This is a genomic window from Streptomyces broussonetiae (assembly GCF_009796285.1).
Lineage (GTDB): Bacteria > Actinomycetota > Actinomycetes > Streptomycetales > Streptomycetaceae > Streptomyces > Streptomyces broussonetiae.
Genome location: NZ_CP047020.1, coordinates 4451683 through 4465142 on the forward strand (window position 1 = coordinate 4451683; position 13460 = coordinate 4465142).

General features: G+C 72.4%; 12 protein-coding genes. 4 read left to right on the forward strand and 8 right to left on the reverse strand.

Going from position 1 to position 13460, the window contains the following annotated elements; translation table 11 throughout:
- Window positions 1-11: 11 nt before the first annotated feature.
- A complete protein-coding gene (locus GQF42_RS20555; protein WP_158921994.1) occupies window positions 12-512 on the reverse strand; it encodes an SCO4402 family protein in 501 nt (166 codons plus the stop codon).
- Between the two features lie 117 nt (window positions 513-629).
- Between GQF42_RS20555 and GQF42_RS20560 the strand changes: the two genes are divergently transcribed.
- Window positions 630-1955, forward strand: a complete 1326-nt coding sequence (locus tag GQF42_RS20560) for an ABC transporter substrate-binding protein (RefSeq protein ID WP_158921996.1) — start codon at window positions 630-632, stop codon at window positions 1953-1955.
- A 39-nt stretch (window positions 1956-1994) separates the two neighbouring features.
- Here the strand turns inward: GQF42_RS20560 and GQF42_RS20565 are convergent, their stop codons facing one another.
- Complete coding sequence (locus tag GQF42_RS20565) at window positions 1995-3644, reverse strand: hypothetical protein (protein ID WP_158921998.1); 1650 nt, start codon at window positions 3642-3644, stop codon at window positions 1995-1997.
- Window positions 3645-3857: 213 nt separating this feature from the next.
- On the reverse strand, window positions 3858-5243 hold the full coding sequence (locus tag GQF42_RS20570; RefSeq protein WP_158922000.1) for a tetratricopeptide repeat protein: 1386 nt from the start codon (window positions 5241-5243) through the stop codon (window positions 3858-3860).
- A gap of 348 nt (window positions 5244-5591) precedes the next feature.
- Here GQF42_RS20570 and GQF42_RS20575 point away from each other — a divergent pair, with 348 nt between their 5' ends.
- The gene (locus GQF42_RS20575; RefSeq protein ID WP_158922002.1) at window positions 5592-6257 is read left to right on the forward strand and encodes a bifunctional DNA primase/polymerase; all 666 of its coding nucleotides are present in this window, start codon (window positions 5592-5594) and stop codon (window positions 6255-6257) included.
- A gap of 113 nt (window positions 6258-6370) precedes the next feature.
- Here the strand turns inward: GQF42_RS20575 and GQF42_RS20580 are convergent, their stop codons facing one another.
- Entirely contained in the window at window positions 6371-7246 is an 876-nt protein-coding gene (locus tag GQF42_RS20580) for an alpha/beta fold hydrolase (protein ID WP_158922004.1), read from the reverse strand.
- Between the two features lie 317 nt (window positions 7247-7563).
- Window positions 7564-8256: a metal-dependent transcriptional regulator gene (locus tag GQF42_RS20585; RefSeq protein WP_067053471.1), complete on the reverse strand. Its 693-nt coding sequence runs from the start codon at window positions 8254-8256 to the stop codon at window positions 7564-7566.
- A gap of 272 nt (window positions 8257-8528) precedes the next feature.
- Between GQF42_RS20585 and GQF42_RS20590 the strand changes: the two genes are divergently transcribed.
- Window positions 8529-9284, forward strand: coding sequence for an SIS domain-containing protein (locus tag GQF42_RS20590; protein ID WP_158922006.1), 756 nt, complete (start codon window positions 8529-8531; stop codon window positions 9282-9284).
- A gap of 36 nt (window positions 9285-9320) precedes the next feature.
- Here the strand turns inward: GQF42_RS20590 and GQF42_RS20595 are convergent, their stop codons facing one another.
- From GQF42_RS20595 to pdxH, 3 genes are all read right to left on the reverse strand, one after another.
- Window positions 9321-10751 (reverse strand): PAS domain-containing protein, encoded by a 1431-nt coding sequence (locus GQF42_RS20595; RefSeq protein WP_158922008.1) that lies wholly within the window; start codon window positions 10749-10751, stop codon window positions 9321-9323.
- Between the two features lie 223 nt (window positions 10752-10974).
- The gene (locus GQF42_RS47280) at window positions 10975-11151 is read right to left on the reverse strand and encodes a hypothetical protein (RefSeq protein ID WP_325100338.1); all 177 of its coding nucleotides are present in this window, start codon (window positions 11149-11151) and stop codon (window positions 10975-10977) included.
- Window positions 11152-11478: 327 nt separating this feature from the next.
- Window positions 11479-12165 (reverse strand): pyridoxamine 5'-phosphate oxidase, encoded by a 687-nt coding sequence (gene pdxH, locus GQF42_RS20605; RefSeq protein WP_158922010.1) that lies wholly within the window; start codon window positions 12163-12165, stop codon window positions 11479-11481.
- Between the two features lie 194 nt (window positions 12166-12359).
- Here pdxH and GQF42_RS20610 point away from each other — a divergent pair, with 194 nt between their 5' ends.
- On the forward strand, window positions 12360-13460 hold the full coding sequence (locus tag GQF42_RS20610) for a citrate synthase 2 (protein WP_158922012.1): 1101 nt from the start codon (window positions 12360-12362) through the stop codon (window positions 13458-13460).

The window sequence follows — 13460 nt, forward strand, 5'->3', positions numbered from 1 at the left end:
GCGGGGTCCTCCTACGCCGTCCGCGTCATGATCCGCAGCACTTCCAGGGTCCTGGGCGGCGTCTCCGGGTCCTCCCCGTCGCTCACCGACATCCTTACGTGCGCGTCCCGGGCCGCCCGCACCGCCTCCGGCCAGCCCTGGTGCTCCAGGTAGGCGGCGACCGGCGCGTCGGGGCCTACCTGGTGCATGATCCGCAGCACCCGCAGGACGGCGGTGTCCACGAGCGCCGCTTCCTGCGAGTCCCGGAAGATCGTGCCGACGTACTTCTCCGCGGACCAGTTGTCCAGCCAGGTGTCCTCCACCAGCCGGTACACGGCGTCGGTGACGTCGCCGTACCCGTCCACGCCGGCCAGCCAGACGTCCCGCTGGAACACCTGGTCGGAGAGCATGTGCAGCGCCGAACGCACATTGCTGCGCCAGCGCCACCACGGCATGTCGCTTAGAGGCATGCCGCCCATGGTGGAGGAGCGACGGCCGCGACGGGAAGAGTTCTCCGAACCTTGCACGGTCATCGATCGTACGTTCCTCGTCACACAGGCCTCACCGGCCCCCGCAATTCACTCGCGCGTCACCTTTCATTGACCGAGGGTCACTCCCGGGTTAGTGATGTGAGGGAAACGTGGGCACACATGACCGGCAGGCCTCGCACACGTACCACCCTCGCCCGTTCCTTCTCCCGGCCCGTCAGAGCCACCGCCCTGTCCCTGGGCGCCACGGCTCTCTGTGCGTCGCTCACCGCCGGATGCGGGGTCATCCCCGGTGCCACGGGGGGCTCCGGGGACGACCCGATCAAGGTCATGACCTGGGCGCCCGAGAACAGCGACGCCACGAACAAGCCCGGCATGCCCGCGATGGCCCGGGCCTACGGCAAGTGGATCAACGCCCACGGCGGGATCAACGGCCGCAAGCTGGAGATCCTGACCTGCAACGACCACAACGACAGCGTGGCCGCCGCCAAGTGCGCCCAGCAGGCGGCCGCCGAGAACGTCGTCGCGGTCGTCGGCTCCTACAGCCAGTTCGGCGACTCCTTCCTCGCCCCGCTGGAGAGCGCCGGCATCCCCTACATAGGCGGCTACGGCGTCACCAACACCGAGTTCACCGGTCAGATGTCGTACCCGGTCAACGGCGGCCAGCCCGTCCTGCTCGCCGGTCTCGGCCGCGCCCTCTCCGCCACCTGCGGAACCGTCGCGCTGGTCCGTCCCGACAGCATCGCCGGCGACGAGCTGCCGCCGCTGCTGAACTCGGGGCTCAAGCAGGGCGGCCACGCGAACGCGGACGACGAGCTGGCCGCCGAGGACGCCACCGAGTACAGCGACCAGGCCGACCGGGCCCTGCACAACGCCACCAAGGACGCCCTGCGCAAGGGCTGTGTCGTGCCCGCGCTCGGGGACCGCACCGACACCTTCATGGACTCCTTCCGCCGGGCCCGCGAGCAGTACCCCGCGGTGCGCCTGGGAACCGTCCTCGGCAGCGTCGACCAGACTGTGATCAACGCCACAGGCGGAGCGAACGGCCCGTACGAGGGGTCGTACATCACCAGCTGGTACCCGCCGGCCTCCGACGCGCGCTGGGACGCGATGAAGAAGGTGATCAACGAGGAGGCCTTCGGCGACAACCGCATCGACCCCGCGGACGCCGGAGTGCAGACCACCTGGATCGCCTACACCGTGCTCAAGGCCGCCCTGGACAAGATCGGCTCCGGTGAGGTGAGCGCCGACGCCGTGCGGCGCACCCTCGACGGCGGCCTCAGGGTCAGCACCGGCGGCCTCACCCCGATCCTGCACTGGACCTACGAGGGCAAGCTCGCCTCCGTCGGCTTCCCGCGGCTGGTCAACGCCGACGTCACCCTCCAGGTCGTCCAGAACGGCGAACTGGTCGCGGCCCGCAAGGGCACCGGCGGCCTCGACGGGATCACCGACATGACGCAGACGCTGGTCAACGCCGACGTGCAGTGACGCCGCCGGCACCGGTTGCGGGTGCCGGCGGCGGTGAGGTCACAGCTGGGTGGGCTGGCGCTGGGTCAGGCCGTACTTGCTCGCGATCGCGTTCCACAGCCCTGCCGCCTTGGCCTTCTGCTCACTGGCGGTGCCGCTCTCCCGGTTGCCGGCCTGGGTCTCGCCGGTGATGCGGGCGTGGCCCTTGCGGCAGGCCTTGTGACCGCCCTTGACCTGGTCGGCCCAGGCCGCGTAGTGGTTGTCGGCCGCGGCGGAGGCCTGCCAGGCCTTGGTCAGGGCGGCGGTGAGGTCGGCGTTGCCCGGCAGCTTGTCGACGGACAACTGGCCGAGCCGGGTGACCAGCTGGTTGCGCTGCTTGGCCGCGTCGCGCAGGTTGGAGGCGGACTGGTCGAGGTTGTCGCATCCCTTGACGTCTGCCACCGCCTTGATCACCGAGGCGCGGCTGCTGCCGCTGTCGGCGAGCAGCTTGTCCAGTTCGACGGCCTGCTGCCGGGCGGGGTCCGCGGCGCCGGAGGAACCCTGGCTCGCGACCGGGGACGCGGCGGCCACCGTCTTGCCGTCGGTGCCCCCGTCCTTGCCGCCACCGCCGCTGAGCAGCGCGCCGGCGCCCACGCCGATGACGACGATGCCGACCCCGATGGCCGCGATCAGCGGCACCCGCGACCGCCCGCGGGGCCGGTCGTCGTCGTGCGCCGGGTCGTACGCCGGCTGCTGCGCGCCGTACGCCGGTGGGGACTGGGCATACGACGAATGCGCCGGGGCGTGCGCCTGCGCCGGGCCGGGGTAGGCGTCCGGCTGCTGGATGCGCGGCAGCTGCTGGGTGGATCCGGCCGGGCCGTCGCCGCTCGCCGGGCCGCTGCGGAAGAGGTTGTCGAACTCGGCCGGCGGGTGTCGGTCCGCGCCCTGTCCCTGCGCCTGGGCGGCGAACGGCGGGATGTACTGGGTGGCCTCGGCGTCGGACGACGCGGGTGCGGGCGGCCCCTGCTGCGGGGTGATGCCGAGGTAGCGGGTCTCCTCGCCGTTCGACTCGGGCGGCAGCGCGCCGGCCGTCACCGGCGGGATGTACTGGGTGGCACCGTCGGCCGGGCCGGCCGGGACCGGCGGCAGGTACTGGGTCGCGCCGTCGGCCGGGGCTGCCTGCACGGGCGGGATGTACTGGGTGGCGCCCTCGTCGGCGGGGGCGGGCGGCAGCGACGGTATGTGCCCGTCCGGCAAGGCGGGCGGCAGCGCGCCGGGCACCGGGGCGGACGCGGGCGGCTGCGGATACTGCTGCTGCGGCTGCTGGTGCTGCTGCGGCCGCAGCTCGTGCGGCTGCGGCAGCTGATGCTGCTGGTACGACGCCGGTGCGCCGTACCCGCCGGGCGGGCCGTCCGTGCCGTAGCCGGGTGTGTGACCGCCGTACGACAGGGCCGGGGCGCCCTCCGGGGGCAGCAGGCCGGGGTCCACCGCCGGCGGCTGTGCCGGGGCGTCCCAGTGCTGAGCCGGCGCCGGAGGCCAGCCCTGGTCCGGCTGGGACGGCTGCTGTCCGGGCCCCCAGGAACCACCCCAGGCCTGCCCGCCGGCCGGGGCGGCGGGAGCGGGCGCACCGCTCATGCCGGGCAGCACGGGCTCGCCTCCGTCGGAGGGCAGCACGATGCCTTCGCGCGCGGGCCGCGCCGAGGGCTCCTCGCTCTGTCCACTCTGCGTCACCGGGACTCCTACTAATGGGGGACCTTGTGAATCGTCGGGTCACGCTACCGGGTCCGCCGAGCCGGGTGCCACGCACCTCAGTGCGCGATCTTGGTCCCTGTGAGAGTGGTAACAAATCCGCCCCGCAGTGCGCTGTATCACGGCGTCCTCACGGCACCCGTCCTCCACCCGGGTTCCGTTTTCCGTGTGTTCACCGCACCGCGGGGCCAGTGTTCAAGCGGCCTGCTGGAGATCGAGGCGCGCCCCGAACTCCCGTACCACCGCCTCCTCCCGGAAGGGTTCCAGTCGCTGCTGGAGATCCTCCACGTATTCGGCGCCCCGGTTGGAGCGGAGCGTCTCGAGCAGTTCCACCGCCTTCAGTCCGGTGCTGCAGGCCTGTTCGATCTCACGCTGCTGCACCTGGGCCGTGGCGAGCAGCACATAGCCGATGGCGCGCCGGCGGGCCCGGGACTCGGGATGCCCGGCCAACGACTCCTCGGCGTACCGGGCCGCCTGGTCGGCCTGCCCGAGGTCGCGGTGACAGTGGGCCAACTCGTCGGCCAGGTAGGCCTCGTCGAAGTGCCTGATCCACGCCGGGTCGTCCGCGCAGGCCGCGTCCGCCCCCTCCATCGCCGTGACCGCCCGCCCGGTGGCCGCCTGGGCCGCGCGCGCGTCGCCGAGCAGGGCGTGCCCGCGTGCCTCGGCCGCGTGGAACATCGCCTCCGCGCGCGGCGTCACCTGCCCGCGCGCCCCCTCCTGCGCGGCGCGCGCCAACTGGGCGATCTCGCGCGGGTTCCCGAGCTGCGCGGCGAGATGGCTCATGGACGCGGCCAGTACGTAACCGCCGTAGCCGCGGTCCCCGGCGGCCTGCGCGAGCCGCAGCGACTGGATGTAGTACCGCTGGGCCAGGCCCGGTTGACCGGTGTCCACCGCCATGTATCCCGCCAGCTCGGTCAACCGGGCGACGGCTGCGAAGAGTTCGCGCCCGACCGCCTCCCGGTACGAGCCCGCGAGCAGCCCGGAGACGACGCTGTTGAGGTAGTGCACGACGACCGGCCGGACATGCCCGCTGCCGTACTGGTGGTCCAGGTCGGTCAGCGCCTGTGTCATGGACCGTACGGCGGCCACGTCGGCCTGGCCCACCCGCGGGCCCGCCTGCCGGGCGACCTGGGCGTCCGGCGCCGAGATCAGCCAGTCGCGGCTGGGCTCGACGAGCGCGGAAGCGGCGACGGAGGAGCCGGACAGGAAGTCCCGGCGCCCCACGTCGCTGCGCCACAGCTCGCAGACCTGCTCGATGGCCCCCAGTACCGTCGGCGAGAACTGGAGACCGACCCCCGAGGCGAGGTTCTTGCCGTTGGCCATGCCGATCTCGTCGATCGTGACCGTACGGCCGAGCTTGCGGCCGAGCGCCTCCGCGATGATCGCCGGGGCCCGGCCCCGCGGCTGCTGTCCGCGCAGCCAGCGGGCCACGGACGTCTTGTCGTAGCGCAGGTCGAGACCGTGCTCGGCACCGCACATGTTGACCCGCCGGGCCAGCCCGGCGTTCGAGCACCCCGCTTCCTGGATGAGTGCTTGCAGCCGTTCGTTCGGCTGCCTCGCCACGAGAGGCCTTGCGGCCATGTACTACCCCCTGCGGTACGTTGCCGTCCCCTGGAACGCCTCTGCGCTGCCCTGGTTGCGATCCCCTGAGACGTGAAGGTCCGACCGGAGCGTTCCGATCGGAAAGATCCGGCCGAGCTGATGCGTTCGGAAAGATCACTGCCCAGCTGACATACCGTCAATGCACGACATGTGCGGTTTGCCGGGGTAAAGGCGGGTGCCAGCCTCTCCCTGGCTACCCACCCCACGCCCTGCTTCCTCCCGCGCGCCCCCGGACGTGCACCCATGCGCCCCGACTGCGGAATCGATGCTCCACCCCCGCGCGCGGTACAGCCGTAACTACAGGTGGGTGCGGGAGTTGAGAGGAGCGTGGAAGAGACGATCGCGGGCGCCGAGAACAGTCAGATTGCCGGTCAGATTCCGCAGCAGCGCGGGGAATCGCTGCTGGAGACCGCCGTGCGGTACGCCGAGGAACGGCACTGGGACGTGTTCCCCGGCACCTGGCTGGAAGCCGTCGACGGGATGCAGCACTGCTCGTGCGGCGACGCCTCCTGCTCTGCGCCGGGTGCGCACCCCGCGCGCCCCGACTGGGCGACCCAGGCGACCGGCAGTGCGACCGTGGCGCGCCGGATGTGGCAGAAGCAGCCGACCGCGTCGATCCTGCTGCCGACGGGGCGGACCTTCGACGCACTGTCCGTCCCGGAGAGCGCGGGGTTCCTGGCGCTGGCCCGGATGGAGCGGATGCAGCTGACGCTGGGGCCGGTGACCTGGACTCCCGACCGGCGCATGCAGTTCTTCGTGCTGCCGGGCGCTTCCGCGAAGGTGCCGGAGCTGGTGCGCAAGCTGGGCTGGGCGCTGCCGTCTCTCGACCTGATGGCCCTGGGCGAGGGTGCGTACGTGGCCGCTCCCCCGACGCGGTTCGGCTCCCGCGGCGCCGTGCAGTGGGCCTGCCGGCCGACGCCCGCCAACCGGTGGCTGCCGGATGCGGAGGAGCTGATCTCGCCGTTGGCCTATGCGTGCGGACGGGATCGGTAAGCAGCCGTTCGTGCGGCTCCCCGCGCTCCTTCGGGGGCACAGGGATCCGCGCGAGCAACAGGAGACGACCTGCAGCCGCCGACCAGACACCAGCCGGACGACGACCAGGCGGCTCAGTCCCCGGGCAGCGATTCAAGAAACGGCAGCACAGCCGCCCGCCAGGCTCCCGGCCGGTCGTAGTGGGCGAGATGCCCCGCGTCCGTCACCTCCGCGTACGCCCCGCGCGGCAGCACCCGCACCATCTCCTGGGCCTCCGCCCGCCCCAGCTCCCCGTCCAGGCCCCGTACGACCAGCGTGGGGCACCGCACCTGGGCCAGTTCCTCCCAGTGCGCGTCGTACACCCAGGTCTCACGGGAGCTGAGCATCTGCTCCGGCTCGAAGACGGGACGCCAGCCGTCGGCGCACTCGTGCATGACCTCGGCGTAGAAGGCACCGCGGGCGGGGTTCGGCCGCTCCACCCAGGGATCGTCCTCGCCGAACCACGTGCGGACGTCGGCGAGGGTCGCGAAGGGTACGGGCCAGGAGCGGAACCACTCGGCCCACTCGCGCTGCGAGGCCGCGCCGAGCGCGGAGGCCCGCATGTCGCAGATGACCAGGCCCCGCACCAGGTCGGGGCGTTTCGCGGCGAGCTGCCAGGCGGTCAGGGCGCCCATGGCATGGCCGACGAGGACGACGGGAGCGAGGCCGAGCTGCTCGACGGCGGCCTCGGCGTCCTCCACGTAGGCCTCGCGGGTGTAGGCGGCCTGCACGGACTTGTCGCTCTGGCCGTGGCCGCGCTGGTCGAGCGCGACCGCGCGGTGGCGGGCGGCGAGCCAGCGGGCGGTCGACGCCCAGTGGGAGGCACGGCCCATCAGGCCGTGCAGTAACAGCACGCCCGGAGCACGGGGCTCCGCCTCCGCCCGGTCCGGATCCCGTTTGGGGGGATCGGCGAACTCCCAGGCTGCCAGGCGCACCCCGCCCGCTCCCGTCACGTCGATACGCCGTGCCATCGGCCTGGCACCCCCAGCTCCGCCTGCCTCGTACCGGTGTACTGCCGTACTCGTACTCGCTGCTGTCGCTGTCGTGCTCGCTCTGCCGCCGCAGACTATCGAATGCTCATTCGAAAGATCCGTCTCGGCGGACAACACCCCTCATTCGAGTGACACCCCTCGATGCATGATCGCCGCCGCCCAGGGGATCTTTCTGGCGGGAGGCGGACCGCTCGGGGAAAAACGGTCCGAGGGGATGACCCTGAGAGCTCGGGGCTCCGGGTCAGCACAGGGGAGGACAGGCCCCGGCGCCAGTAGGCGCCGGGGCCCTTCGCCGTTCAGCGCTTGGCGACGAAGACATGGGAGGCGATGTCCGCCTCCAGCTCGGCCGCCTCGCCGCCGCTGCCCACCAGCACCCCGCCGGCCGACTCCGTCACGCTCACCACGGAGCCGGGCTGCACACCAGCACGGCGCAGCGTGTACATCAGCTGGGCGTCCGTCTGGATCGGCTCGCCGATCCGGCGGACGACGACCGTCTTGCCGTCCGTGCCCGGGTCCAGGTCGGCCAGCGAGACCATGCCCTCGTCCAGGAACGGGTCGGCGCCGTCCTTCTCGCCCAGCTCCTCCAGGCCCGGGATCGGGTTGCCGTACGGCGACTCGGTCGGGTGCCGCAGCAGCTCCAGCACGCGGCGCTCCACGGCCTCGCTCATCACGTGCTCCCAGCGGCACGCCTCCGCGTGGACCTGCTCCCACTCCAGGCCGATCACGTCGACGAGGAGACACTCGGCCAGCCGGTGCTTGCGCATCACGCGCGTGGCGAGCCTTCTGCCCTCGTCGGTCAGCTCCAGGTGCCGGTCGCTGGCCACGGACACCAGGCCGTCGCGCTCCATGCGCGCCACCGTCTGGCTCACCGTCGGCCCGCTCTGGTCGAGCCGCTCTGCGATGCGGGCTCGCATGGGCACGACGCCTTCCTCTTCGAGCTCGAGGATGGTGCGGAGATACATCTCCGTGGTGTCGATCAGTCCGGACATACGTGCCCCTCGATTACCTCTGCCGGAAGCCCGGCGCGTGCGCTGGCCCTGCCACCAATTCTGCCGGATCCCACTGACAAGCGGGGGCCTCGGCGAAAACGAGGAACGAGCGGGCGGGGCCGTGGTGCCCGCGGCGGCCCCCGGCCGGGGTGCACCGCGGCCTGCCACGCGGTCCCCGCATCCCTTCGGGCGCTCTTTTCCTGCCGTATTGACACCGCACTGGTCCAGACCGCACGGTGATCCGCGACACAGACGCTGCGAAGGGGCACCGCATGAGCGACGGCACGCCTGCCGACCTGTTCTTCGACGCCGCCATCAACCTGCTGCAACGGGTCCGCGAGGAGGAGGCCGAGGCGATCGCCGCGGCCGGCACCCTGCTCGCCGACACCGTCGCGGCCGGCGGCCGCCTGTTCGCCTTCGGCGCCGGGCACTCGTCGCTGGCCGCCCAGGACGTCGTCTACCGCGCCGGCGGCCTCGCCCTGATGAACCTGCTCGTGGTGCCAGGCGTCGTCGGTGTCGACGTCACCCCGGCCACCCTCGGCTCCGCCCTGGAACGCGTCGACGGCCTCGCGAGCGCCGTTCTCGACACCTCACCGGTCCGCGCCGGGGACGCCCTCGTGATCATCTCGCTGTCCGGCCGCAACGCCCTGCCCGTGGAGATGGCCCTCAACGCCCGCGCGCTGGGCGTGAAGGTCATCGGCGTCACCTCGGTGGCCTACGCCTCCCAGACCAGGTCCCGGCACGTCTCGGGCACGTTCCTGAAGGACCACTGCGACCTCGTCCTCGACTCGAAGATCGCCGTCGGTGACGCGGAACTCACCCTCGACACCATCCCGGCCCCCTTCGCCCCCGCCTCCACGGTGGTCACCACGGCCCTGATGCAGGCCGTCATGGCCACCGCGGCCGCCGCCCTCGCCGAGCGCGGCATCGAGCCCCCGCTGCTGCGCTCCGGGAACGTCGACGGCGGCCACGAGTGGAACGGCCGCGTGATGCGGGAGTACGGCGACCGGATCTTCTACCGGCGCTGAGCCCCGCGGACCCCGCGTTCACCGGACCGGCTGCTGCTACTCGCTGTCCTTTCGGCCGCGTACCGCCTCCGCCAGATCCAGCGCCGCCGCTATGCGGACCGCCACGTCCTCGGCATAGGCCGTGTCGGACCGTTCGAAGCGGCTGCGGCCGGAGCCGCGCAGGAAGGTCACCACGCCCAGGGTCCGACCCCGGCTGCGCAGCACCGCGCACAGGGCGTGCACCGCGTCGCCGGGCCACTGCCGGGTGAGCGCCCACTCCCGGGCCAGTTCCGGCGGGACCGACCCGGCGTCCGCGCGCACGGGACCGGCCCGCTCCACGCACTGCACGGCCGGGTGCCCGGGCTCGTAGCGCACCGGCAGCCCGGCAGCCCCGGTGAGCTGGCTCGGCCCCGGCCCCCCGGCGGGGGTCTCGGCGAGCCGCACCAGCCGTACGGGGCTCTCCTCCCCGTCCGTGTGCGGGTCCACGCGCGGGGCGCGTGCCACCCGGTCGACCAGCGCGTGGTCGGCGAAGCCGGCGAGGGCGAAGTCCAGGTGGACGATGGCCGCCTCGAGCGCGTCCTCGCACTCGGCTGCGGCTCGGGCGGCGCGGTGCAGCTGGTTGGTGCGGAACCGCAGCAGCGCCGCCTCCTGCTCGCCCTGCTTCGTCTCGGTGACGTCCTGGAACAGCCAGCCCACGCCCAGCGGCACCGGCTCCTCCGCGAGCGGCGAGGCCAGCCGGACGAAGCCGCTGCGCCAGCAGCGCCGCTTCTCGCCCTGTGCAGTCCGCAGGGACAGCCACATCTCGGCGGGCGCGGGCGGGGCGCCCTCGGCCAGGACGTGCGTGAGCGCGGCCTCCAGCTCCTCCACGCCCTGGGCGAGCAGCTCGCCGAGCGGTCTGCCCAGCGCGGACGTGCGCCCGATGCCGAGCGCCCGGGCCGCGTGCGCGTTCACCACGGCCGGCCGCAGGTCGGCGTCGATGAGGACGACGCCCCAGGCCGCGTCCTCGAACAGGGCCTCGCTCAGCGCGATGGACCGCTCGAGGTCGATCTGCGCGTGCACCTCGCTGAACGCGCAGTACAACCCGGCGGGCTTGCCGTCCGGGCCCCGTACGGCGGCGGACTGCGTGCGCACGAGGACCCGCCCGCCGTCCTTCGTGACCAGCGCGAACTCGTGCACCTGCCGGCCCGGCGCATGCATCGCGGACATCAGCCGGGACTGGACCTCCTCGGCATCGGCGCTGCGCACCGCCCAGCCGGCGAAGCCGTGCCGCCCGACCGCCTCGGCGGCCGTCCAGCCGAGGATCCGCTCGGCCTCGCGGTTCCAGTGCGTGACGACCCCGTCGGCGTCGAACGCGCACAGGGCCGCGTCCATGCCGTCGAGCAGCGCGGCGAGCAGGTCGGAGCCGCCGGACTCACCGGGGTCACCGGGCTCGTCGGGCTCGCCCGGCCCCAGTTCGTCAGTGGTCCCACTCCGCCGGGAAGCACTCACCTGGACCCCCTGGAAGCTGCGTCGGCGCCCGTACGGCGCACGGTTCGCTCACTGCCCTTCATTCAACTGGAACGTGACACAGCCCACACCCTGTTCCCGCAACTTCCCGGCAATCAATCGCCGCTCCACCGCAGATCCACCCACGTGTCACGCTCCCCGTCGAGCACATACCGCTCGATCTCCACAAATCCCCGCCGCCCGGCGAACCGGAGCCCCTCCTCGATCACCGTCGCACCCACGAGCGCATCCCCGAGAAAGGCGTACCGCAGCCGATGACGCTCCCGCCGCTCCCGCGCGTCCGCCAGGACATCGCGGCGGGCGGGACGACGGTGTTGTGGACGTGCCGCCACCGCTCGAGAAGGGCGTCGTCGCCGACGGGGACGATACGGAGTCCTGTCATGCCCGGGACCGTAGCGAAAAAACGGTTGAACGGATTCGGGCGGCTTCCTAGGGTGTGGGGTACACGAGAAGGGAGGTGGTTCGGCAGATGTATGAGAACCGGACGCGTGAGGTGGCTGCGGGCTAGCGGTCCGCCACCCCATCCAGTGCGGTGCCGGACCAGCGTGTGACAGACGCGCGCAGCCGGCCCAATCCCAGGCAGTCCACCCGACCCGCGAACTCGCCGGTACGTCCGGCCGGCTCCCGCGCCGAGAGGCGCAGGACCCGAGTTCGCGGGTCGTCTGCTGTTCCGGGCCGGTGCACGTCCGGCGCGGCGCCCCTGCGGGTCTCAGGGGCTCAGGCGCTCCACCTTCCAGGTGCCTTCGGGCCGTGCCGTGTAGCGCAGCCGGTCGTGGAGGCGGTTCAGGCGGCCCTGCCAGAACTCGATGGTCTCGGGGACGACGCGGAAGCCGCCCCAGTGCGGCGGCACCGGGACCTGCTCGCCGTCGGGGTAGCGGGCCTCCAGGTCGGCGAAGGCGGTGTCCAGCGCGGCGCGGGAGGCGACCACCGAGGACTGGGTGCTGGCCCACGCGCCCAGCTGGGAGCCGTGCGGCCGGGTGCGGAAGTAGGCGGCGGTCTCGTCGCGGCCGGTGCGGCGGGCGGTGCCGGTGACGATGACCTGGCGGGAGAGCGGATGCCAGGGGAAGAGCAGGGCGATGTGTGGGTTGTCCGCCAGCTCGCGGCCCTTGCGGGAGTCGTAGTTGGTGTAGAAGACGAAGCCGTCGCTGTCGAACTGCTTCATCAGGACCGTGCGGGAGCTGGGGCGGCCTGCCGCGTCCGCCGTGGAGACGACCATCGCGTTGGGTTCGTAGAGCGTGCCGTGCAGGGCCGCGCGGGCGGCGTCCTCGAACCAGCGGGCGAACTGGTCCATGGGACGGGTGGCGAGGTCCTGTTCGGCGAGGCCTTCGGCCTGGTACTGCTTGCGCATGGCGGCGGGATCGAAGGCGGGGTCCAGGAGGGGTTCGCGGTCGGTCACGCGGTCATCTTGCCGTACGTTCGCCGGAGGCTGTCTCGAACAGTCGTGACACTCAGTGTCGTTCGGGCTCCCCGTGTATGACACTGGGGGATATCGTGCTGGTCCCCTTGCGGTTTGGGTGACCACCGGATGACCACCGGACGATCGGGGCATCACCGGGGTGTCCGCCGCCGACACATCACTAGGAGCCGCTGATGTCCGATTTCGTACCCGGACTCGAGGGAGTCGTCGCGTTCGAGACGGAGATCGCCGAACCGGACAAGGAGGGCGGCGCCCTGCGTTACCGGGGCGTCGACATCGAGGACCTGGTCGGGCAGGTCTCGTTCGGGAACGTGTGGGGGCTGCTGGTCGACGGCGCCTTCAACCCCGGTCTGCCGCCCGCCGAGCCGTTCCCGATCCCGGTCCACTCCGGTGACATCCGGGTGGACGTGCAGTCGGCGCTCGCCATGCTCGCCCCGGTGTGGGGCCTGAAGCCGCTGCTCGACATCGACGAGCAGCAGGCACGGGACGATCTCGCGCGGGCCGCCGTGATGGCCCTGTCGTACGTCGCCCAGTCCGCACGCGGGCAGGGGCGGCCGATGGTGCCGCAGCGGGAGATCGACAAGGCCCAGTCGGTGGTCGAGCGGTTCATGATCCGGTGGCGCGGGGAGCCGGACCCCAAGCATGTCGCGGCCGTGGACGCGTACTGGACGTCCGCCGCCGAACACGGCATGAACGCATCAACGTTCACGGCCCGGGTGATCGCGTCCACCGGGGCGGACGTGGCCGCCGCGCTGTCCGGCGCGGTCGGCGCCATGTCCGGGCCGCTGCACGGAGGTGCGCCGTCCCGGGTGCTCGGCATGATCGAGGAGATCGAGCGCACCGGGGACGCGGAGGCGTACGTCAAAAACGCGCTGGACCGGGGCGAACGGCTGATGGGCTTCGGGCACCGGGTGTACCGGGCCGAGGACCCGCGGGCGCGGGTCCTGCGGCGTACGGCGCGGGAGTTGGGGGCACCGCGGTTCGAGATCGCGGAGGCGCTCGAGAAGGCGGCGCTTGAGGAGCTGCACAACCGGCGGCCGGACCGGGTGCTCGCCACCAACGTGGAGTTCTGGGCCGCGATCATGCTGGACTTCGCCGAGGTGCCGGCCCACATGTTCACGTCGATGTTCACGTGTGCGAGGACCGCCGGGTGGTCGGCGCACATTCTGGAGCAGAAGCGCACCGGGCGGCTGGTACGGCCTTCTGCGCGGTATGTGGGTCCCGGACCGCGGCGGCCCGAGGAGATCTCCGGGTTTGCGGATATCGCCCACTGA